Below are 22,698 nucleotides of genomic sequence, written 5' to 3'. Positions count from 1 at the left end.
GGCACGTAGGCGCCACCGGCCTTGACGATGGCCAGCAAGGCCACCACCAGCTCGATGCTGCGCTCGGCCGCCACACCCACCAACACATCCGGGCCCACACCTTGAGTGCGCAGCCAGCGTGCCAGCTGGTTGGCGCGCTGGTGCAGCTCGCGATAGCTCAGGCGCTGCGCGCCGAACTGCAGTGCCAGGGCGTCCGGCGTTTGCCCGGCCTGTTGTTGCAGCAGGGTTTGCAGTTGCACGTCAGCGGGGAACGCCGCCTCGGTGGCGTTCCAGCCACACAGCAGTTGCTCGCGCTCTGCGCCTGCCAGCATCGGCAGATCCCCCAGACGGCGCTTGGCACCCTCGGCCAGGGCCGACAGCAAACGTTCGAAGTGCTCACGCAAGCGCTCCACCTGGCTAGGCGCCAGGCGGTCGGCACGGTAGGCGTAACGGATATCCAGGCACTCACCAGCGCTGGCCACCAGGGCCAGGGCGAAATGGGTGCTCTCGAGCGGGCGCTGGCCGAGTACGCGCAGGCTGTCACCGCCGCCGGCAAGCACGCTGTCCATTGGGAAGTTCTCGAACACCAGGATGCTGTCGAACAACGCCTGGCCCGGCTTGCCAGCCCAACGCTGGATGTCGTGCAACGGGCTGTGCTCGAACTCGCGTGCTTGCAGATTGAGTGCCTGCAAGTCGCGCAGCCAGTCGCCAACGGCCCAGTGCGGCTGGATCTCATGGGCAATCGGCAGGGTGTTGATGAACAGCCCGAGCAGACTTTCCGCGTTCGGTAACTCAGATGGACGCCCGGCGACGGTCGCCCCGAAGCAGGGTCTCACCTGCCCGGTGTAACGCTGCAGAAGCAGCAGCCAGGCGCCCTGCAGCAGGGTGTTGAGGGTCACACGCTGGGCCTGGGCAAACTGCTGCAACCTCTGCGTCAGCTCGACGCTCAAGCGGCCATGCACTTCACGCGCAGGCTCTGCGGCGGCCTGCCCCAGCGCACCGGCCAGCAGGGTCGGCTCGTCGAACGCGGCCAGGCGTTCGCACCAGAAGCGCTCGCCTGCGGCGGCATCCTGAGCCTGCAGCCAGGCGATGTAGTCGCGGTATTGGCCAGGCTGCGCCGGCAGTGTTTCCCCGCGGTAGAGCGCCAGCACCTCACCCACTTGCCGAGCGCTGCTCCAGCCGTCAGCAATCAGATGGTGGCAGGTCCACAGCAGGTGGTAGCGGCGCTCACCGAGGCGCACCAGGGTCAGCCGCTGCAGCGGCGGTACAGCGAGGTCGAAGCCTTCGGCCCGTTCGGCTGCGGCCAGTGTATCCAGGGCGTCGGGCTCGGCAGCCCGTGTGCGCCAGTCGTGCTCACGCACCGGCAGCTCGGCATGACGCAGCACGAACTGCAATGGCACACCCGCTTCGGTAAGCAGGAAGCCGCTGCGCAGCACGGCATGACGCGCCACAACCTGCCGCCACGCGGCGATAAAGCGCGGCGCATCCAAGCCATCCAGGTCGACCCGCAACTGGTTGACGTAAAGACCGGAGCCCGGCACGTCGAGCGCATGGAACAACAGGCCCTGCTGCATGGGCGACAACGGATAGAGATCGTCCAGCTCACTCACCGGCAGATCGAGGTTGTCCAGCGTCGCCTGATCCACACCCGCCAACGGCACGTCACTCGGCGACAGGCAAGGCGTAGCGGTGCGCACATGTGCCAGCAGCTCGTGCAGCGAATGCTCCAGCACCTGCACCAGGGCATCGATTGCCTCGGCCGGGAACATAGCCTGGCTGTAGGTCAGTTCCAACTCCAGACGTCCGCCCAGGATGCGGCCATTGATCACCAGCCAGTTGCCCAGCGGGGCATTCTGCGGCTGGCTATGGCCAGCCGACTCGCTGGCCGGGCGCAGTACGGAATCACCGGTGAATTGCTGGTCGAACTGCCCCAGGTAGTTGAAGGTGACACGCGCCTGCCCCGCTGCTTGCAGCGTCTGGCCATGCTCGCTCAGGTAGCGCAGCACGCCGTAGCCGATGCCGGCACGCGGCACACCACGGATGCGTTCCTTGACCGCGCGCAGTGCCGCACCCGGTTCGCCGGTCGGGCACAGGCGCAGCGGATAAAGGCTGGTGAACCAGCCAACGGTACGCGACAGCTCCAGCGGTTCGCCCTCATCGAAGGCATCGCGACCATGGCCCTCCACTTCCAGCAAGGCCTCCTCGCTCCCCGTCCAGGCGCACAGGGCGCGGCCGACCGCCGTCAGCAGCAGGTCATTGATGCGCAGACGTTGCGCCGCCAGCACCGGGCCAAGCAGTTCGGCGGTGGCGTCAGCGTCCAGAGCGACCTGGCGCTGCCGTGCCTCGCGCCAGGTGACCGCAGCATGGCTGTCGGCCTGGGGAATGGCCGGAGCATCGGCCAGTTGCGCCAGCCAGTACGGCAGTTCGGCAGCCAGTGCCGGGCTCTTCGCCAACGCCTGCTGGCGGGCAGCCCAGACGGCATGGGAGTCGCCTTCAGCCGGCAAGGCGGCAGGCTGACCGGCACGGATGGCGCGATAGGCAGCGTGCAAGTCGTCCAGCAACACCCGCCAGGAGACACCATCCACCGCGAGGTGATGGATCACCAGCAACAGGCGCTCACCGCCCTCGTCCAGACTGACATGCATCGCCCGCAGCAATGGGCCGTGACGCAGATCCAGGCTGCGCTGGGCTTCGTCGCACAGGCGCTCGAGCGTATGCCGATCAGCGGCATGACGGCGCCAGAGCAGCGTCAGGTCGAGTGCGCCCATCTCCGCGATACGCAGACGCGCCTGCTCGCCCTCCAGACGCAGGCGCAACGCCGGGTGGCATTGCAGCAAGGCATGCAGCGCACGCTCCAGCGCGGTGAGATCCAACGGCTCGCTGGTCTCCAGCAGGATGGCCTGGTTCCAGTGGTTGCGCAGCGCAGCCGGTACACGCTCGAAGAAGCGCGCCTGCACCGGGGCCAGCGGCGCGCCATTGTCGAGCGGTGCGTTGATGATGGCAGGCGCCGCGGCAACTGCCGGCACCTCGCGTGTTTGCAGCCACAGCGCCAGTTGGCGCACGGTCTGGCGCTCGAACAACTGCTTGGGACTGAGCTTGAAGCCCAGTTTGCGGATACGCGCAATGATCTGCAGGCTGAGGATGGAGTCGCCACCCAGCTCGAAGAAGTTGTCTTCGGCGCCTACTCGTTCGACCTTGAGCACGGCCTGCCAGATCGTCGCCAACTGGCTTTCCAGTTCGCTCAGCGGCGCCTCCTCCTGCGGCTTGGCAGCCACGTCCGGGCGCGGCAGGGCCTGGCGATCGACCTTGCCATTGGCCGTCACCGGCAAGGCTGGCAGCAGCATCAGGTGCGCCGGCAGCAGGTAGTCCGGCACCTGGGCGGCCAGCGCCTGGCGCAGCGCTTCGGCCTCTCCTTCAGCCACGCACCAGGCCAGCAGGCGCATCGGGCCATCGCCCTCGGCCAGCACCACGGCATCGAGTACACCTGGCAGACGCTTGAGCACCTGCGCCAGCTCGGCCGGCTCCACCCGATAACCACGGATCTTCACCTGCTCGTCGAGGCGACCGAGGAATTCGATCTCACCATCGGCGCGCAGGCGCACGCGGTCACCACTGCGGTAATAGCGCTCACCCTCGAGCAGGATGAAACGTTCCGTCGTCAGTTGCGGCTGGCCGAGGTAGCCGTCGGCCAGACCGGCACCGGCAATCAGCAACTCACCCGGTACGCCAAGCGGCACACTGACGAGTTGCTCGTCGACCACCCGCACGCGGATATTGGGCAGCGCCCGGCCGATGGCCAGATTGCCTTGCGGCAGGGCATCACCGAGGCGCCATTCATGGGTCAGCACGCCCACCGTGGTTTCGCTCGGGCCATAGTGATTGACCACACGCAGATCAGCCGCCAACTCACGCAACCGGCCCAACAGCGGCGCGCCGCTGGCTTCGCCACCGAGCACCAGCAGGCGCGACGGCAATACCTCGGCCGGCTGCGGCGCAGCAGCCAGCAGGCCACTGAGATGACTGGGCACGATCTTCAGCACGGCCACCGCACGCGCCTGGATGAAGGCGGCGAAACGCTCGGCATCGGCCACCTCTTCGGCGCTGGCCAGGCACAGTCGCCCGCCACTGCACAGCGCACCGAACAGACTGGTATGGCCGAGATCGGCCGCCACCGACGACACCATCGCCCAGCCCTCACCGGGCTGGCTGTCCAAGCGGGTCAACACGCCCTGCACGTAATTGGCCAAAGCGCCGTGGCTGACCACAACACCTTTGGGCTGACCACTGGAGCCGGAAGTGAAGATCACATAAGCCGGGCTGGTCGGATCGATGACCACGGCAGGCGCCTGCGCCGCACAGTCCAACGGCCCACTGGCCTCGACCCGCAATGCCTGATCCGGGAACAGCGCAGCCATTTCTGGCTCGGTCACCAGCACGCAGCGCGCGCCACTCTCGGCCAGCAGTTGCTGCAGACGCGCGCTCGGCAATGCCGGGTCGAGCGCCACGTAGGCAGCACCGGACTTCAGTACACCCAGCAGCATCAGCAGCCAGCGCGCACCGCGCGCCTGGCATAGCGCGACGCGCTCACCCGCACCAATACCCTGGGCGCGCAAGGCGTTGGCCAAGCGGTTGGCCGCCGCATCCAGCTCGGCATAGCGGTATTGGCCATCCCAGGCCTCGACCGCCATTTCGTCCGGACGTGCTGCGCACTGCCGGTTGAACAGTTGCAGTACATCGGCAGCCGGCCATGGACGGCGCTCGCCAGCCAGCTCCGAACGCAGTTCGGCTGGAGCCAGTGCCAGTTGCTTGAGTGGCTCGAATGGCCGGGCACAGAGTTGTTCCAGTTGCCAGGTGAAGGTGGCGACGATGCGCGCCACCGTGCTGGCATCGAACAGATCCTGAGCGAAGACGAAGCTGCCGCGCAGATGGCCATCCTCGCTGGCCTCGGCCATATCCAGGGCCAGATCGAAACGCGCACCGTACTGCTGTTCGCTGAACAGCTGCAGCTTCAGCGGGCCGGCATCCGGCAGGCGGCTGACGTCGAAACCGAAGTTGAACTTGACCTGTGCCAGCGGGTTCCAGGCCAGGCTACGCTCCGGTTGCAGCGCTTCGACCAGTTGCTCGAACGGTACGTCCTGATGCGCCTGGGCACCGAGCGCCAGCGGCTTGAGCGTGGCCAGCAGATCGCTGAAGGAAGCCTGCGCGTCGACCTGGCAGGGATAGACCAGGGTGTTGACGAAGAAGCCGATCAGCCCTTCGGTTTCCAGTTGCTGGCGGTTGGCGACCGGCACCGCGATACGCAGATCGCTCTGACCGCTGCAACTGCGCAGCAAGACGCCATAAGCGCCCAGCAACAACATGAACAGGGTGACGTCCTGGCTACGCGCCAATGCTCTGAGGCGGTCGCTCAGCGCCGCGTCCAGCTCGAAGCCGAGACTGCCGCCACGGTAGCTCTGTTGCGCCGGACGTGGACGGTCGCATGCCAGATCGAGACGCGGATTGTCCCGTCCCAGTTGCTGCACCCACCAGGCCAACTGTCGCTCGCCCTCGCCACCGGCGAGCAGGCTGCGTTGCCACTGGGCGTAGTCGGCGTACTGCACCGGCAGCGCCGGCAACGTGGCCTGATTGCCCGCCAGCGCGGCACTGTACAGCGCGGCGAACTCATCCATCAGCACGCGGATCGACCAGCCATCGGAGACGATATGGTGCAGGGTCAGCAGCAGCACATGATCCTCTGCAGCCAGGCGCAGTAGCGTCAGGCGCAGCAGCGGGCCGTCGCGCAGGTCGAACGGGCGCCCGGCCTCCTCTTCGGCCAGGCGATGGGCCTGAGCCTCGGCATCACCGTGGGCGGACAGATCCAGGCGCACCATGGGCAGTTCCATCCGCGCATGGATGACCTGGCACGGCTCGCCGTCACGCTCGTCGAAGGTGGTGCGCAGGGTCTCGTGACGCGCCATCAGCGCAGCGAATGCCTGACGCAGTGCGACCTCGTCCAATGCACCGCGCAGGCGCAGGGCACCGGGGACGTTGTAGGCGGCACTGTGCGGCTCCATCTGCCAGAAGAACCACAGGCGCGCCTGCGCCGGGGACAGCGCCAGTGCGCCACCACGCGGCACGCTGCGCAGCGGCGGGCGGCTGTCGGGGGCAACGAGCGCCGCCACACGGGCGGCGAAGGTATCCAGCCGCGAGGCCTCGAAGATCATCGGCAACGGACACTCGACGGCGAGGCGTTGGCGTATCCGCGAGACCAACCGGGTCGCCAGCAGCGAATGGCCACCGAGCTCGAAGAAGTCATCCTCGCGGCCGACTCGCGGCAGCTCGAGCAACTCGGCCCATAGATCCGCGAGCTGGGATTCCAGACCCTCGCGCGGCGCGCTGTAATTGTCATTGACCTCCGCCACGTCGGGCAGGGCCTTGCGGTCGATCTTGCCATTGACGTTCAGCGGCAGCTGCGCCAGCGCGATGATCTGCGTGGGCACCATGTACTCGGGCAGTTGCTCGCGCAGCGCCGCCTTCAGCGCCTCGGTCGCCTGCAGCGGCGCCACGTAGGCCACCAGCCGGCGCCCCGCCGCGCCATCGCGACAGATCACGGCCGCTTCGCTGACCCCATCGAGCATGCGCAGGCGCGCTTCGATCTCTCCCGGCTCGATGCGGAAGCCGCGAATTTTGACTTGCTGATCGACGCGCCCGAGGTAATCGAATGCGCCATCTTCACGCCAGCGCACACGGTCGCCGGTACGGTAGAGACGGCCACCCGCCATGCCGAAGGGGTCGGCGACGAAACGCTCGGCGGTCATGCCGGGACGTTGATGATAACCACGCGCCAGCAGCTCACCGCCGATGTACAGCTCACCGGCCACACCGCGCGGCAGCGGCTGCAGATGCTCGTCGAGCACGTACAGATTGCGAGCACCCACGGCCTCGCCGATGGGCGCGTAAGCGGCGCCACAACGGCTGGCCGCATCAGCCTTCCACAACAGGGGCGTGACCACGGTTTCGGTCGGCCCATAGCCATTGATCAGGTGTTCCGCCTTGAGGCTGCGCCGCGCCAGTTCGAATGCCGCTTCCGGCACCGCGTCACCACCGAAGCAGTAGATGCGCATGCTCGGCGCATGACCGAGGCGCGCCGCCTGCTCGGCCAATTGCTGCAGGAAGGCCGGCGGGAAGGCGGCAACCGTCACCTGATGCTGTTTGAGGCGTTCCAGGGTCTGCTCCGGCGTCCACAGCGCAGCACCGCGAATCAGCAGACTGGCGCCGTGGCTCAGTGCGGTGAGCCAGCGCTCATGGGCACCGTCGAAGGCAAACGACATGAAGATCAGCTCGCGGTCGCTCGGCTGCATCGCATAACGCTCACCGATGGCGCGACAGTGTGCGGCGATCTCGCCATGCGCCACGGCAACGCCCTTGGGTTGGCCAGTGGAGCCGGAGGTGTAGATCAGGTAAGCCAGGTTGGCCGGATGAACGCGGGAAGCCGGGCATCGCGCCGGCCAGGCGGCATCATCGAAACGGTCGAGATCCAGGCGCTGCAGCGACTCGCCAAGCGGCAGCTTCTCGGCCAGCGTGGACTGACTGATCAACCAGCCGATGCCGGCATCCTCGATCAGCCAGGCCAGACGCTCGCGCGGATGATCCACATCCAGCGGCACATAGGCGCCGCCGGCCTTCATCACGGCCAGCAGGGCCAGCGGAATGTCCACGCCGCGCGGCAGGGCCACGCCAACCCGAGCCTCGGGGCCGACACCCGCCGCCACCAGCGCCTGAGCCAGACGGTTGGCACGTGTATCCAGCTCGGCGAAGCTCAGGCTGCGCTGCTCATCCAGCACGGCGATGGCCTCGGGCTGGGCAGCAGCCTGGGCGGCGATACGCGCCGCCAGAGGCTCGAACGAGTCGGCGCTGGCGGGTACTGCACGGCGCCATAGCGTTTCGTCGAGCCAGGCACGCGTCTCCAGCGGCGCGTCCGCTGGTTGTGTCGGCAGTGCCCGCAACAGCGCGAGGAACTGCTCGGCCATGCGCGTCATGCCGATAGCGCAATAGCGTGCGGCGGCGTAACAGAAGCTCAGTTCGAGGCCGGCGCGACTCTCGCGCACACGCAACACCAGATCGAAGGGAGTTTCCAGGTCGATCTGACGCAGGCCTTCCACGTTCAGCCCCTGCAATGCCACCTCCCCTCGCACCTGATGGTCGAACGCCACCTGGCACAGTGGATGGCGCCCGTGGCCGCGTTCGGGCTGCAACGCCTGCACCAGTTGCTCGAACGGCAGCTCCTGATGCGCCTGAGCATCCAGCAATCCGTCGCGCACCTGGCGCAACAGCGCGCTCAGGCTCGGGTTGGTAGACAGGTCACTGCGCAACACCAGCAGATTGACGAAGAACCCTACCAGGCGCTCGCTGGCGAGCTGCTCACGCCCGGCCTGGGTCAGGCCGATACGCAGATCCTGCTGACCGGTAAAGCGCTGCAACAACAGGTTGAAAGCGGCCAGCAGCAGCATGGCCAGAGTCACACCGTGTTGTTGGGCCAGGCGCCGTAAGTCGTTGCTCAAGGCATCGTCGAGACGCTGCTCGATAAACGCAGCACGTCGCCCGCCCGGCCCTGCTGTCTCACTCAGAGCGTAAGGCAGCTCCAGCGGCGGATGCTCTTCACCCAAGCGTGCACGCCACCACTGCAGCTGACGTGCGCTCGCCCCGCTGTCCAGCCTCTGCTGTTGAGCGGCGGCGATATCGACGTACTGATGGCTCAGTTGCGACAGCTGCGCAGCCTGACCTTGCAGACGCGCCGCATAGCACGCTGCGAATTCCTCCAGCAGCAGGTTCAGCGAGGCGCCATCGGCGATGATGTGGTGCACGCACAACAGCAGCGTCTGACGGCCTTCGCCCAGGCGCTGCAGACGCAGGCGCAGCAACGGGCCGCGGGCCAGATCGAAGGGTTCGGCAGCGAACTGCTGCGCATCGGTTTCGGCCACGCTCGGCTGGCCACTCAGATCGATCTGGCTGAACGGCACAGGCGCGACGTCGGCCAGGTGCAGGCGCACCTCGCCATCGCCCTCCTCGACAAAACGACTGCGCAGCGTCTCATGACGCAACTGTAGATCGACGAATGTCTGTTGCGCGGCGTCGACATTCAGCTCACCGCGCAACGTCAGGCCACCGGCGATGTGGTACAGCGGGCTGTGCGGCTCCAGTTTCCAGAGGAACCAAAGACGGCGCTGGGCCGGCGACAGCGGCAACGGGCCACGGCGATCCAGACAGGGCACTTCGGCGCAGGCCGGTGCGGCTGCAACATGGCTGGCCAGCGCAGCGACGAAGGCACCCAGCACCGGCGCCTCGAACAGCAGACGCGGTTCGACTGCCCGGCCATGGCGCTCACGCAGGCGTGCCAGCAACTGGGTCGCCCGCACCGAATCGCCACCGAGCACGAAGAAGTGGTCGTCACGTTCGACCTTCTCCACCTGCAGCACCTCGCACCAGAGGGCGGCCATGGCCTGCTCCGCCTCGCTCAGCCGAACAGTGCTCACCTGCCCTCCTTCCACCAACTGCCCGGCACGCTGTACCGCATAAGCCGCCAGAGTGCCGTCAGCCAGTTGCTGGCGACACGCAGAACGTTGCAGCTTGCCGCTGGAGGTTTTCGGCAACGCGCCCGGCTCAAGCAGCGCCACCAGCAGCGGCGCTTCCTGGAAGCTGTCGGCCACGGCCGCCGAGATGGCCTTGATCAGCGCTGCCGCCGGTATCAACTTGCGCACGCTGCGGCCAATCTCGGCGGCGATACCGATCCCCTCGCGACCGTTGTGCTCCACGGCGAATGCAGAAACGCGGCCCTTGCGCACCACGTCCACGTCTTCTTCGACGCAGCGCTCCAGATCCTGTGGGTAGAGGTTCTGGCCCCGCACGATGATCATGTCCTTGAGCCGCCCGGTGACGTACAGTTCATCGTTGTGCAGGAAGCCCAGGTCGCCGGTACGCAGCCAGGTGCGACCATCGCGCTCGACGAAGGCTCGCGCGCTGGCCTCGGGGTTGCGCCAGTAGCCCAGCGCAACGCTGGGGCCACTGCTCCAGATCTCGCCAACCTGTCCTGGCCCCAGCGATGCGCCGCTGTGCGGATCGACCAGTTGCACCTCGTGCTCGGGCTGCAAATGCCCGCAACTGACCAGCAAGGTGCCGCGTCCGGGGCGCCCCAGGTTACCGGCCAGTGCCGTCGGATCAACCTCCAGCAAACCGATGCCTTTGCCACGCCGGCCACCGGCAACGAACAGCGTCGCCTCGGCGAGGCCGTAGGAGGCATAGAGCGCATCGGCATCGAACCCCACCCGCGCGAAGGTTGCTGCGAAGCGCTCCAGGGTGTCCGGACGAATCGGTTCGGAACCGGAGAACGCCAGGCGCCAGCGACTCAGATCGAGTCCCTCCATGGCCGTTTCGCTGATGCGTTCACAGCACAGCCGGTAGGCGAAATCCGGGCCGCCACTGACCGTGCCACCGTAACGGGAGATCACCTCCAGCCAGCGGCGCGGACGTTCGAGGAAATAGCGCGGCGACATCAGCACGCAGGGAATACCGCTGTAGATCGGCTGCAGCAACCCACCGATCAGCCCCATGTCATGAAACAGTGGCAGCCAGCTGACCATCACGTCATCGGCACCGATACCCAGGCCATGACGGATCAACCGCTCGTTGGCCAGTAGGTTGCCATGGCTGACCTGCACGCCCTTGGGTGTCGAGGTGGAACCCGAGGTGTATTGCAGGAAGGCGATATGCGCATCGCTCAACTCCGGCATGCGCCAGGCCAGCCCCAGGCCGGCTGGCGTGTGGTCGACAGCGATCAGGTGCGGCGCTGCACTGTCGTCAACCTGGCAGGCCGGACGCAAAACCTCCAGCAAGCTGGAATCGGTCAGCACCAGGCTCGGTTCGGCGTCACCGAGAATGGCCTGCAAACGCGCCAGGTGCTGCGGGCGCACCGACTCCGGCGGGTACGCCGGCACCGCGATGATGCCGGCATACAGGCAGGCAAAGAAGGACACCACGTATTCGACGCTGCTGTGCATCAGCAAAACGGCGCGATCACCGGGTTGGCCGTGTTGCAACAACCAGACGGCCAGATCCCGCGCACGCTCGTCCAGCGCGCGGTAGGTCAGCGCTTCGTCCACCCCTTCGGCAATGAAGCGCAGGGCGATATCGCGCGGCGTTTCAGCGGCACGCTGGACGAGTGCCTCGACCAGGTTGGTGGCAGCATCGTAACGATCATTCATGGCATCACCTTGAATCGCGATGGGTGCACTGCACCCGCCGTGTGAAATGGAATATTCGGGGGCTCAGAGCAGATCCAGGCCATGGCCTTGCGCCATGGCCACGATGACCTTGCGCGGGCCACTGAAAGGCGCGCGAGCATGGGCAGTCAGCATGTTGTCGAGCATCAGCACGTCGCCGCTGCACCAGGGAAAGCTGACCGTGGCCTCGGCCAACACGCCGCGTATGTCATCGAGCAGGGACTCTTCGATGGGACTGCCATCTCCGTAGTAAACGTTGCGAGGCAGATCGTCCTCATCGACGATTTCCAGCAGGCTTTCGCGCACCTCGGCGGGCAGGTTGGAAACGTGGAACAGATGCGCCTGGTTGAACCACACCCAGTCGCCGGTGCGTGGATGGCGGGCCACGGCCTGACAGCGCTGACGCGTGCGCAGTTCGCCGTCGTCCTTCCACTCGCAATCGATCTGGTGAGCCCGGCAGTAAGCCTCGACCACCGCACGGTCGCTGCTGTTGAATACCTGCTCCCAGGCGACGTCCAGACCATTGCCGTAGTTGCGCACATACATCAGCCCACGCTCGCTGAAGCGACGGCGGATCGCCTCACCGACCTGGCGGTAAATCACCCGGCTGTCGGCAATCGGCGTCTCCCCGCCACTCTGTGCAGCCTGTACGCAGTAGAACCAGATACGCATCGGCCACTCGCGGGTATAGGCCTGCTCGTTGTGCAGCGGAATATGCTGGTGCGGCGGATACTCGGTGGAGGTGTAGACGCCAGCGGTCACGTTACTGCGTGGCGTGGAACCGAATTCGTAGTTCAACAATGGGTCGCCGAATGCGGCGGCGAACGCACGAAAACGCTCGGCTTCACCCACGTCGAAACCGCGCAACAGCACCCCACCGCATCGCTCCAGGTGCTGATCGATCAGCTCGCGCAGCCCCTGCTGGCTCGCCAGCAGGTCGACGCCGCCCTCAGCCTGCACCAGCATCGGCAAGCCGCCACGCGACTCAGGCAGGGGCTTTATGGAGAAGAAAGTCATCGCATGCTCCTCTCAGGCCTCGGTGGCCCGGAGATCGCGCCCACCGTCACGCAGCTTGCCGAGCATGTGCTCGAGCAACTGCTGTTCGCAGGCGTTGATGAAAAAGTGGTCGCCCTCGAACATCTCCAGCGAGAAGTCCTCGGCGGTTTCGTCCTGCCAGGCTGCCAGTGCATCCACCGATACCCGATCCGCCTTGCCACCCAGCACATGGATCGGGCAACCGAGCAGCGCACGCCGGTAGTAGCGATAACGGCCACAGAGGAGAAAATCGGCGCGCAGCACCGGCAGGGTCAGACTGAGCATTTCCGAATCGTCAAATACGGCTGCAGGGGTTCCCCCCAGGGATCGAAGACGCTGCAGCAACTGCTCATCGCTCAGCTCTTGTGCCAGTTCGAGATGGGTCTCGCGGCGCGACGGCGCCGGCGCTGCCGAGGCGAACAGTGCCTGCGGAGCTGGCATGCCGAGCTGGCGCAGCGCATGGGCCAATTCGAAAGCCAGCAGGCCACCGAGACTATGGCCAAACAGTGCATAGGGCTGCCGGAGCGACTCGCTCAGCTCAGCCGCGAGCTGATTGGCCAGCGCCTGCATATCGGTCTGCAAGGGTTCATTGAAGCGCCGACCACGCCCAGGCAACTCCAGCGGCAACACCTCGACCCAAGCCGGCAGTGAACGACGCCAACGCGCATAAGCCATCGCGCTGGCACCGGAATATGGCAGGCAGTACAGGTGCAGGCGGCCGGGCATCATCACTGCTCCGCAGCCTGGCCGCTCATCGCCTGACGCAAGCTAAGCGGGCGCATATCGACCCACTCCCGCTCAACGTAGGCCAGACAATCTGCCTTGCTGCCCCGCTGCTCCGTCTCACGCCAGCCGGCGGGCACAGCCTTGTCGGCAGGCCACAGGGAATACTGCAGCTCGTGATTGACGAGAACCTTGAATGCCGCGTCGTCGCGATCAAATGCCATCTCTACCTCCTTCTCGCCCGGGTTGGGCGGCTTTCCGATGAAGACGAAGGAGAAGAGCGAATAGTTAGAATTAACTTATGAGATTCATTATCATAATGCCGCTTGAGGCGAGATTCTCAACCGACTGAACGATTTGATTAGGGAATGAGTCAGAGGCTGCGCAACAGTTGATAATAATTATCAACTACATTAGATTTGGCAGCCTCGATACCGGCGCAGGAACCGCCAGGCAGGGCTAAAAGACCCGCGCAATGGATTCGCGCCAGATCTACCCCATGTGGACGCCCATCACGCTCTGGCCGCATAGGAAACATCTCATGCCCAAGACGCTACCCACTCAGCAGCATCTGGCCCTGCACGACCTGTTCGTCACCCGCAGGCAGACCTTCATTAACGCAGCGGCGCGCATCCTCGGTTGCCGCAGCCACGCCGAAGATGTGGTGCACGACGCCTATATCAAGCTCAGCGCCGCGAGCATGGTGCCAAACATCCAGTCGCAAAGCAGTTACCTGCTTCGCGTGGTGCGCAACCTCGCAATCGACCTCTATCGCCGCCAGGCTCTGGAGAAACGTTATGCCGGTAGCGAGGAAGAAGGCCTGTATATAGCGGCCCCAGGTGCCTCACCAGAAACCAGCCACGAGAATCGAGAGACCTTGGACATGCTCTCCTCGGCCTTGGCGCAAATGCCCGAACGCACTCGCTACGCCTTCGAGATGTACAAATTGCACGGACGTACCCAGAACGATATCGCCAAGGATCTAGGGGTTTCACCAACCCTGGTGAACTTCATGGTGCGCGACGCACTGCTGCACTGTCGGCAAGCGCTCAAGCGCATGGAGAGCAAGGCGCGCTGAAACGAGAAGATAAGACCGGTGACGCATCTGGTGGTGACGCGAAGGTCTGGAGAGATGGCGTCCCCTGCTGGAATCGAACCAGCATCTAGCCCTTAGGAGGGGCTTATTCTATCCGTTGAACTAAGGGGACACGGCCGTATTCGCAACGGCCGGGCGGCATCTTAGCGGCCTTGCAGCGGTTTGTCATGCCGCCGCCCCCTCCTCTATTGCCTCGTTCAAGCAGCAGGCTCGAACAGGTTCACTGCCGGAATCGCACTGACCAACATGCGCGCCTTGAGCTGTTCGGCCTGCTCACGAACCTGGCGCGCTGCGGCTTCACGTACGTGACCATAGCCACGGATATGCTCAGGCAGCTCGGCCAGTGCCAACGCCGTGCGGTAGTTGTCCGGCTTTAGCTCGCGCAACAGGTAGGCAATATCCTCCTCGTAGCGTTCGATAAGCTCACGATCCTGATGCCGTTCGGCGCTATAGCCGAATACATCCAGCGGCGTACCGCGTAGAAAGCGCAGACGTGCCAGCACGCCAAACGCCTTGAGCATCCAGGGCCCGAAGCTGCGCTTGCGCGGCTCGCCAGTGGCGGCATCGGGCTTGCTCAGCCAACTCGGCGCCAGGTGGAACTGCAGTCGGTAGTCGCCTTCGAACTGGGCTTCGAGTTGCTTGCGGAAGGTGGCATCGCTGTACAGCCGCGCCACTTCGTACTCGTCCTTGTAGGCCAGGAGTTTGAAGTAGTAACGCGCCACGGCCTTGCTCAGGCGCTGCTCGGCATCGGTATCGACCTTGCGCACACGCTCGACCAGCTCACGATAGCGCTCGGCATAAGCGGCATTCTGGTAGTCGGTCAGACGCTGTGCGCGGTCGGCGACAATCTCTTCCAAGGTGCTGCAATGTGGCACCTCGACCACCTTGGGCGCGGCGACTTTCTCCACCGCGGCCAGGTCATGTGCGGCACGACGCCCCCAGAGGAAAGCCTGCTGGTTGAGTTGAACGGCCACGCCGTTGAGTTCGATGGCTTTGTTGATCGCCTCTGCCGATACCGGCACCAGGCCCTGCTGATAGGCATAGCCGAGCATGAACAGGTTGGTGGCGATGCTGTCACCGAGCAGCCGAGTCGCCAGACGCGTCGCATCGACGAAACGAGTCTTGCCCTCGCCCACCGCCTCACTGATCGCTTCGCGCATGGCCGCGCCAGGCACTTGGGCGTCCGGGTTGCGGGTGAACTCGGCAGTAGCCGCTTCATGACTGTTGATGACCGCATGGGCGATCTTGTCGTTGAGCTTGGCCAGCGCCTCTTCACTGGACGACACCACAAGGTCGCAGCCCAGCAGCAGGTCGGTTTCCCCGGCGGCGATGCGTACCGCGTAGATGTCGCTCTGCCGCGCGGCGATACGGATGTGGGTGATCACCGGGCCGAATTTCTGCGCCAAACCAGCCTGGTCGAGCACGGTACAGCCCTTGCCCTCGATATGCGCGGCCATGCCCAACAGTGCACCGACGGTGGTCACGCCACTGCCGCCGACGCCCGGCAGGAGGATGTTCCAGGGCCGGCTAAGGGCCGGTTGCTTCGGCTCCGGCAAGGCGATGAACAGCGCCCCCAGGCCAACGGCCTCGGGCTTGCGCAGGCTGCCACCATGCACGGTGACAAAGCTCGGGCAAAAGCCTTCCAGGCAGCTGAAGTCCTTGTTGCAGGCGCTCTGGTCGATCTCGCGCTTGCGCCCCAGTTCGGTCTCCAGCGGCAGCACCGACAGGCAGTTGGATTTCACGCTGCAGTCGCCACAGCCTTCGCACACTGCCGGGTTGATGAAGGCGCGCTTGGCTGGATCAACCATCTTGCCGCGCTTGCGCCGACGGCGCTTTTCGGTGGCGCAGGTCTGGTCGTAGAGGATCACCGAGCAACCCTTGACCTCGCGCAGCTCACGCTGCACGGCATCCAGTTCGCGACGGTGGTGGAAGGTCACGCCTGGCGCGAAGGTGGCGCGGGTCGGGTACTTGTCCGGCTCGTCGCTGACCAGGGCGATGCGTTTGACGCCCTCGGCATGCACCTGCTGGCTGAGCTGGTCGATACGCAGCTCGCCGTCGATGGGCTGGCCGCCGGTCATGGCCACCGCGTCGTTGTAGAGGATCTTGTAGGTGATGTTGACCCCGGAGGCCACGGCGGCACGCAGGGCCAGGTGGCCGGAGTGGAAGTAGGTGCCGTCCCCCAGGTTCTGGAACACGTGCGGCGTATCGGTGAATGGCGCCTGGCCGATCCAGGTGGCGCCCTCGCCGCCCATCTGGGTGAAAGTGTCGGTGCTGCGATCCATCCACTGGGTCATGTAGTGGCAACCGATGCCACCGAGGGCGCGGCTGCCTTCCGGCACCTTGGTCGAGCTGTTGTGCGGGCAACCGGAGCAGAAATGCGGGGTGCGCGCAGTTTTGTGCTTGGGCGCGGCCAGGGCCTTTTCCTTGGCATCGAGAAAGGCCAGGCGTTCCTCGATGGTCGGGCTGCTGTAGATCGGCGCCAGGCGCTTGGCGATCACTCGGGCGATCATCGCCGGGGTCAGCTCACCGAGGTTGGGCAGCAGCGAATTACCCTGCTCATCGAACTCGCCGACCACCCGCGGGCGCTTGCCTACAGGCCAGTTGTAGAGCTGGCCGGTCAACTGGTCTTCGATGATGCTGCGTTTCTCTTCCACCACCAGGATTTCGTCCAGGCCTTCGGCGAAGCCATGCACCGACACCGGCTCCAGCGGCCAGCTCATGCCGACCTTGAGCACACGCAAGCCGACCTTGGCGCACAGCGATTCGTCCAGGCCGAGGTCATCAAGAGCCTGGCGCACGTCGAGGTAGGACTTGCCGGTGGTGATGATGCCCAGACGCGGGTTGGGCGAGTCGAGCTTGACCTGGTTGAGATTGTTGGCCAGGGCGAAGGCGCGCGCGGCGTAGATCTTGTAGACGTTGAGGCGTTTTTCCTGGGCCAGGGGCGGATCGGGCCAGCGGATATGCACGCCGTCTTCCGGCAGTTGGAAATCCTCGGGAATCTTTATCTGGATACGCAGTGGATCGACGTCCACAACGGCCGAGGAATCGACGTTTTCGGCAATGGTCTTCAGCGCCACCCAGCAGCCGCTGTAGCGCGACAGCTCCCAGCCGATGATGCCGTAGTCCAGCACTTCCTGGACGTTGGCCGGGTTGAGCACCGGCATCGACGCGGCGATGAAGGCGTGCTCGCTCTGGTGGGCAATGGTCGATGACTTGCAACCATGGTCGTCGCCGGCCAGCACCAGCACGCCGCCATGCTTGGAAACGCCGGCTGAGTTGCCATGTTTGAACACGTCACCACTGCGATCGACGCCCGGCCCCTTGCCGTACCACATGGCGAACACGCCGTCGTAGCGCGCACCAGGAAACAGGTTGGCCTGCTGGCTGCCCCACACCGCGGTCGCGCCCAGCTCTTCGTTGACGCCGGGCTGGAAGTGGATGTGGTTTTCCTTCAGGTACTCGCGCGCGTCCCACAGGCTCTTGTCCAGACCGCCCAGAGGCGATCCGCGATAGCCGGAGATGAAGCAGGCGGTATTGAGTCCGAAGGCGGCGTCACGCTGTTTCTGCAGCATGGGCAGGCGGGTCAGCGCCTGGGTGCCGGTCAGATAGAGGTGACCGGTAGCAAGGCGGTATTTGTCATCCAGGCGGATTTCGGCCAGTGACATGGAGCGCTCCTTTTATTCTTATGGCGAGCACAGGGAGCGCGACGGTAGACACGCTCCGTTGAGTCCTGCCGCAGGATCACTGCGACGGATTTGCCTAAATCATGACCGGATGGTTCCGCTTTTTTCTTTCTATTTTCGGGTAGCCGCAGCAATACTGCGCATGATCCTTCCAACAATTACAACGAATTGGAAACAGTCATGCAGGACAAGCTCAGCCCCATCGACCGGCGGATTCTCCGCCTGCTGCAGCACAATGCCGACCTCTCCGCTGCCGAGGTGGCAGAGAAAGTCGAGCTGTCGCAATCACCTTGCTGGCGGCGGATCAACCGCATGCAGGAAGAGGGGCTGATCGAGCGCAAGGTCGCCCTGCTCAACCACAAGCGTCTGGGCTTCGGCATCACGGTATTCGTCGACATCAAGCTGTCGGCCCATGGTCGCGGCAATCTGGATGAATTCGAGCAGGCTGTAGTCGGCTACCCGCAGGTGCTGGAGTGCTACAGCATGGCCGGCGGCTCGGACTATCTGCTCAAGGTGGTAGCCAAGGACATCGCCGATTACGAACGTTTCCTGCGTGACCACCTGCTGCAGCGCCCGCACGTGCAGGAGGCGCACTCGCATATCGCCATGAGCGAGGTCAAACGCACCACCGAACTGCCGCTGGACTAGAAAGCAGCTAACAGAACCCGACAGGCCGCTGCCAATTCAACGCGACATCTCCAACAACTGCAGCAGGCGGCTGACGGTTTGCGTCAGATCACCGGAATTATCGAGCGTGATGGTGCCAACCGAATCGTAGCCCTCGCCTGGGCCGTTCTGCACGATTGAGCGCACACCGGGGGCGGCGCTGGCCTGTAATGCCCGGCTGCGTGCCAGACGCTGCTCGATCTGTTCTGGCGTCTCACGACCCCGTGCCAGCAGGCGCTGGCGCAGAACGGTCTCATCAACTTGCAGAACTATCGCCAAGAGTTGCGGATAGCGTTGACGAGCGACCTCAAGATAGCCACGCGACCCATTGATCAAGACATCCTGACCGGCTCCAAGCCAGTCATCGATCTCACGCGGGATACCATAAGCGAGGCCATTGGCCCGCCAGCTCAGAGCGAAGGCGCCCTCACCTTCCAGGCGCTCGAACTCGGCATCGCTGACACCAATGGCGTCCTCACCGGCGGACTCGGCACTGCGCGTGATAACCCGCCGAGCGAATCGGCAGCCGTAGGCTTCGAGCGGCACACGCGCCGCCTGTAGCAAGCTGTCCTTGCCCGAGCCAGATGGGCCCATCAGATAGATCAACCTGCCTGGCATCGCCACTCCTCAGCCCTCGGAACCTGGTTTACCAGCATCACGACTGCAAAGACAGGGACGCCAACGGGCGCTATCCAGCGAGTCGCTCAAAACCGCATTCTGCAGCACCTCTACCCCATGAGCGAGAACAGAGGCGAATCCGCCCATACCCGCACGTCGCCTCGTATCACCGTCCACGTACTGGCCGTCTACTATCACCAGTGAAATAGGAGAAAATGCAGCGTATCGCAAACCAGGGATATGCCACGGTATGCGCAGGCGGTCACAAACCGCAGCAGAACAGGCCAATCGAGCAAACCGAGGCTGAATTTTTCAGGCGAAGGGACATCGAAGAAACATGTTATGACGAATGCTGCGCATTTCTGACAATCGGTGCTGGCATAAAGCCGTTATGTCGATCACAATGTGACACGTATTTGGCGTCAAGGAACTGTTAGTAAGACCTTCGGTCATAACGACGCAGAACGCGATACCGGTTGAACGGCTAGTGCTAAAGACGGTCAAACCGGTGACAATCTCGACACTGACTACCAGTATCGCTCCCTGAACTAACCGGTAATGAATGCGCCCTATGAAACAGGCTACCTACTCCAGCCGCACGGCTGACAAATTCGTCGTTCGCTTGCCTGATGGCATGCGTGAGCGTATCGCTGACGTAGCACGCAACCATCACCGCAGCATGAACTCGGAAATCATTGCCCGCCTTGAGCAGAGCATGCTGCAGGAAGGCGCGCTGGATGAGGATCTCAACCTGCGCCTGGACAGCCCTGAGCTGTCACTGCACGAACGCGAGCTCCTGCAACGCTTCCGTCAGCTGTCGCGTCGCCAGCAGAATGCGCTCGTCGCACTCATTGCTCACGACGTGGAAATGGCCGCCGAAGAAGCCTGAGGCGAGTCTCTCTGCAAAAAGACCGGCCTTGCGCCGGTCTTTTTTTGCTCACGAATAATGTCCACAGCACGCCTTGCTCAGCGATACCGCAGGCACGCCGACAGCCTCATGAGCATCTGAACTGACGACCGAACCACAAGGGCTCTCAGCCACCCTCACCGGCGACTATCTGCCTGCATTCCGAACATCTTCAGCGCGAACCGCATCATCAAGACTGCGGTCTTTGCAGACATCTGGCCGGCAGACGGATCGACCTATAGCAGGAAGACCGACGCCAACCCGAGGAAGATGAAAAAGCCGCCACTGTCGGTCATCGCGGTAATCATCACGCTAGCCCCCATAGCAGGATCACGCCCAAGCCGCGCCAGCGTCATGGGAATGAGCACCCCCATCAGCGCCGCCAGCAGCAGGTTGAGGGTCATCGCGGCTGTCATCACCACACCCAACGACCAACTGCCGTAGAGCCCATAGGCGACGGCGCCGATCACGCCACCCCAGAGAATCCCGTTGATCAGGGAGACACCCAGCTCCTTGCGCAGCAGGCGCTTGGTATTGCCGGTACCCACCTGATCCAGCGCCATCGCGCGCACGATCATGGTGATGGTCTGGTTGCCCGAGTTGCCGCCGATGCCGGCAACGATGGGCATCAGCGCCGCCAGCGCCACCAGCTTCTCGATCGAACCTTCGAACAGCCCGATCACCCGCGAGGCAAGAAAGGCAGTGACCAGATTGATCGCCAGCCAGGCCCAACGGTTGCGTACCGACTTCCACACCGAGGCGAAGATATCTTCTTCCTCGCGCAGACCGGCCATGTTCAGGACTTCGCTTTCGCTTTCCTCACGAATCAGGTCGACCATCTCGTCAATGGTCAGACGACCGATCAGCTTGCCGTTCTTGTCCACTACAGGAGCGGAAATCAGGTCGTAACGCTCGAATGCCTGAGCCGCGTCGTAAGCGTCCTCGTCAGGGTGGAAGCTCACCGGATCATCGGCCATCACCTCGCCGACCTGTTTCTCCGGATCATTGACCAACAGACGCTTGATCGGCAGCACACCTTTGAGCACGCCGTCGTAATCGACCACGAACAGTTTGTCGGTATGCCCTGGCAGCTCTTTCAGACGACGCAGGTAGCGCAGTACAACCTCGAGGCTGACGTCCTCACGGATGGTGACCATCTCGAAGTCCATCAGCGCACCGACCTGATCCTCCTCGTAGGACAGGGCCGAACGCACGCGCTCGCGCTGCTGGGCATCGAGCGTTTCCATGAGTTCATGGACGACGTCTCGCGGCAGTTCCGGCGCCAGGTCAGCAAGTTCATCAGCATCGAGATCCTTGGCCGCCGCCAGAATCTCGTGATCGTCCATGTCGGCGATCAGGGTTTCACGCACCGCATCGGACACTTCCAGCAAGATGTCGCCATCACGCTCGGCCTTGACCAACTGCCAAACGGTCAGACGCTCATCGAGCGGCAGCGCTTCGAGGATGTGGGCGATATCCGCAGGGTGCAGGTCTTCGAGCTTGCGCTGCAGCTCGACGAGATTCTGCCGATGCACCAGGCTCTCGACCCGGTCGTGATGCTGGCCTTCCTGACGATGGGTCAGGTCTTCGACCAGCTTGTGGCGATGCAGCAGTTCGATCACCTGGGCCAGGCGATCCTGCAGGCTCTCTTGCGGCTTTTTGGCTTCTACTTCAGTCATAGCGCGCTCCACCCCCAGTTGGCGGGCACGCCAAAGGGGATCAATCAGGTCTTACACGATTGTGCGAGGGGAGTATTGAGTAACTACTGGGTAAGTCCATGGTGGTATTCCACAAGCCCCGGCGGGGCTGACACGGCGAATAATAACACCGCAAACAGCTTTTTACGTGACAAAAGCACGGCAAGAACAACTGCTTGCGTCGCAAACTTCGATCACGCATGAAAACCTGGCAATGCGACGCCAACCATTGCCCCCAGGACACCCTGGCGCGTACGAAAAAACGGTCTAGCCTTGATTGGGTAACCGTCACGGAGGACGAACTATGCGAGGATCGCACTTCGCAGCGCTCTTGGCCGCTGCGCTTCTCTCCCCAATTCAAGACACCTCAGCAGCCAGCGTGTTCCGCTGCGTCGACGCCAGCGGCCACGTGACCTTTACCCGCCATGGCTGCAGCGCCGATGAGGAGCAGCACCTGCAGAACGTGCGCAACCATACCCCCAGTAGCGGAACGGTCATCCCCTTGGCCGACACCAGTCGACAGGGTCGATCCAGCAAGACTAGCGCGGACGGACTGGTGATAGTCGGCCAGCAGGACGACGGCTGCGGGAACCTGCTGACCAGCAGCGAAAGACGTCAGGCAATCATCCGCAAGGAAATACGCAGCGGCATGAGCCTGAGCGACGTGGAAAGCAGCCTGGGCAAACCGGACAAAATCTCCCGCCAGAACGGGCGACAGCGCTATTACTACGATGACAAACGCGGTAAACGCCAACAGATCAACTTCGACGAGGCAGGCTGCGTGAAAAAGTGAGGCGCAAAGAAAAAGGGCCTGCATTGCTGCAGGCCCTTTTTGTATGGCGGACTCAGGAGGATTCGAACCTCCGACCGCTCGGTTCGTAGCCGAGTACTCTATCCAGCTGAGCTATGAGTCCGTTTGGCGCTTTTAGACCAGATCACCGCTGGTTGAAACAAAATGTCCTGCAGCGATGCAAGCCATTTTAATATGGCGGACTCAGGAGGATTCGAACCTCCGACCGCTCGGTTCGTAGCCGAGTAC

General features: G+C 63.9%; 11 protein-coding genes and 2 tRNA genes. 4 read left to right on the top strand and 9 right to left on the bottom strand.

What is annotated here, in order from left to right; genetic code table 11:
• The 4 genes from ACODS1_RS23285 to ACODS1_RS23270 form a co-directional block, all read right to left on the bottom strand.
• Positions 1 to 11,216: amino acid adenylation domain-containing protein (locus ACODS1_RS23285; protein WP_489087506.1), on the bottom strand; the 11,216-nt coding region annotated here is incomplete at its 3' end.
• A 63-nt stretch (positions 11,217 to 11,279) separates the two neighbouring features.
• Positions 11,280 to 12,251, bottom strand: a complete 972-nt coding sequence (locus tag ACODS1_RS23280) for a TauD/TfdA family dioxygenase (protein ID WP_322978318.1) — start codon at positions 12,249 to 12,251, stop codon at positions 11,280 to 11,282.
• A gap of 12 nt (positions 12,252 to 12,263) precedes the next feature.
• Complete coding sequence (locus ACODS1_RS23275; protein ID WP_489087505.1) at positions 12,264 to 12,998, bottom strand: thioesterase II family protein; 735 nt, start codon at positions 12,996 to 12,998, stop codon at positions 12,264 to 12,266.
• Positions 12,998 to 13,216 carry an MbtH family protein gene (locus tag ACODS1_RS23270; RefSeq protein ID WP_489087504.1) on the bottom strand — a complete coding sequence of 73 codons (219 nt, stop codon included), beginning with the start codon at positions 13,214 to 13,216 and terminating at the stop codon, positions 12,998 to 13,000. Before ACODS1_RS23270 ends, ACODS1_RS23275 begins: the two co-directional genes overlap by 1 nt.
• Before the next feature lie 317 nt (positions 13,217 to 13,533).
• Between ACODS1_RS23270 and ACODS1_RS23265 the strand changes: the two genes are divergently transcribed.
• Positions 13,534 to 14,070, top strand: a complete 537-nt coding sequence (locus ACODS1_RS23265; protein WP_322978321.1) for an RNA polymerase factor sigma-70 — start codon at positions 13,534 to 13,536, stop codon at positions 14,068 to 14,070.
• A 55-nt stretch (positions 14,071 to 14,125) separates the two neighbouring features.
• Here ACODS1_RS23265 and ACODS1_RS23260 read toward each other — a convergent pair.
• Together ACODS1_RS23260 and ACODS1_RS23255 are read right to left on the bottom strand one after the other, a co-directional pair.
• Positions 14,126 to 14,200: transfer RNA gene (locus ACODS1_RS23260), tRNA-Arg, on the bottom strand.
• Between the two features lie 85 nt (positions 14,201 to 14,285).
• On the bottom strand, positions 14,286 to 17,753 hold the full coding sequence (locus ACODS1_RS23255; RefSeq protein WP_489087503.1) for an indolepyruvate ferredoxin oxidoreductase family protein: 3,468 nt from the start codon (positions 17,751 to 17,753) through the stop codon (positions 14,286 to 14,288).
• A gap of 198 nt (positions 17,754 to 17,951) precedes the next feature.
• Here ACODS1_RS23255 and ACODS1_RS23250 point away from each other — a divergent pair, with 198 nt between their 5' ends.
• Positions 17,952 to 18,419 (top strand): Lrp/AsnC family transcriptional regulator, encoded by a 468-nt coding sequence (locus ACODS1_RS23250; protein ID WP_489087502.1) that lies wholly within the window; start codon positions 17,952 to 17,954, stop codon positions 18,417 to 18,419.
• 36 nt (positions 18,420 to 18,455) lie between these two features.
• Here ACODS1_RS23250 and phnN read toward each other — a convergent pair whose 3' ends face one another.
• Positions 18,456 to 19,055 (bottom strand): phosphonate metabolism protein/1,5-bisphosphokinase (PRPP-forming) PhnN, encoded by a 600-nt coding sequence (phnN, locus tag ACODS1_RS23245; RefSeq protein ID WP_489087501.1) that lies wholly within the window; start codon positions 19,053 to 19,055, stop codon positions 18,456 to 18,458.
• A gap of 562 nt (positions 19,056 to 19,617) precedes the next feature.
• On the opposite strand from phnN, the gene ACODS1_RS23240 reads away from it, so the two are divergent.
• On the top strand, positions 19,618 to 19,944 hold the full coding sequence (locus ACODS1_RS23240; RefSeq protein WP_322978339.1) for an Arc family DNA-binding protein: 327 nt from the start codon (positions 19,618 to 19,620) through the stop codon (positions 19,942 to 19,944).
• A 254-nt stretch (positions 19,945 to 20,198) separates the two neighbouring features.
• On the opposite strand, the gene mgtE is transcribed toward ACODS1_RS23240, so the two are convergent.
• Positions 20,199 to 21,641 (bottom strand): magnesium transporter, encoded by a 1,443-nt coding sequence (gene mgtE, locus ACODS1_RS23235; RefSeq protein ID WP_489087500.1) that lies wholly within the window; start codon positions 21,639 to 21,641, stop codon positions 20,199 to 20,201.
• Positions 21,642 to 21,963: 322 nt separating this feature from the next.
• On the opposite strand from mgtE, the gene ACODS1_RS23230 reads away from it, so the two are divergent.
• A complete protein-coding gene (locus ACODS1_RS23230; RefSeq protein ID WP_489087499.1) occupies positions 21,964 to 22,452 on the top strand; it encodes a DUF4124 domain-containing protein in 489 nt (162 codons plus the stop codon).
• Positions 22,453 to 22,496: 44 nt separating this feature from the next.
• On the opposite strand, the gene ACODS1_RS23225 is transcribed toward ACODS1_RS23230, so the two are convergent.
• Positions 22,497 to 22,573, bottom strand: a tRNA-Arg gene (locus ACODS1_RS23225).
• Between the last annotated feature and the right edge of the window lie 125 nt (positions 22,574 to 22,698).

Source organism: Pseudomonas sp. FG29, assembly GCF_057809355.1.
This window is presented reverse-complemented; position numbering and strand designations above follow the sequence as displayed.

Excerpts from the sequence above, each read along its gene's own strand:
- phnN (WP_489087501.1), bottom strand. The coding sequence starts at position 19,055 with ATGCCAGGCAGGTTGATCTATCTGATGGGCCCATCTGGCTCGGGCAAG.
- ACODS1_RS23280 (WP_322978318.1), bottom strand. The coding sequence starts at position 12,251 with ATGACTTTCTTCTCCATAAAGCCCCTGCCTGAGTCGCGTGGCGGCTTG.
- ACODS1_RS23275 (WP_489087505.1), bottom strand. The coding sequence starts at position 12,998 with ATGATGCCCGGCCGCCTGCACCTGTACTGCCTGCCATATTCCGGTGCC.
- ACODS1_RS23270 (WP_489087504.1), bottom strand. The coding sequence starts at position 13,216 with ATGGCATTTGATCGCGACGACGCGGCATTCAAGGTTCTCGTCAATCAC.
- ACODS1_RS23230 (WP_489087499.1), top strand. The coding sequence starts at position 21,964 with ATGCGAGGATCGCACTTCGCAGCGCTCTTGGCCGCTGCGCTTCTCTCC.
- ACODS1_RS23265 (WP_322978321.1), top strand. The coding sequence starts at position 13,534 with ATGCCCAAGACGCTACCCACTCAGCAGCATCTGGCCCTGCACGACCTG.
- mgtE (WP_489087500.1), bottom strand. The coding sequence starts at position 21,641 with ATGACTGAAGTAGAAGCCAAAAAGCCGCAAGAGAGCCTGCAGGATCGC.
- ACODS1_RS23255 (WP_489087503.1), bottom strand. The coding sequence starts at position 17,753 with ATGTCACTGGCCGAAATCCGCCTGGATGACAAATACCGCCTTGCTACC.
- ACODS1_RS23250 (WP_489087502.1), top strand. The coding sequence starts at position 17,952 with ATGCAGGACAAGCTCAGCCCCATCGACCGGCGGATTCTCCGCCTGCTG.
- ACODS1_RS23240 (WP_322978339.1), top strand. The coding sequence starts at position 19,618 with ATGCGCCCTATGAAACAGGCTACCTACTCCAGCCGCACGGCTGACAAA.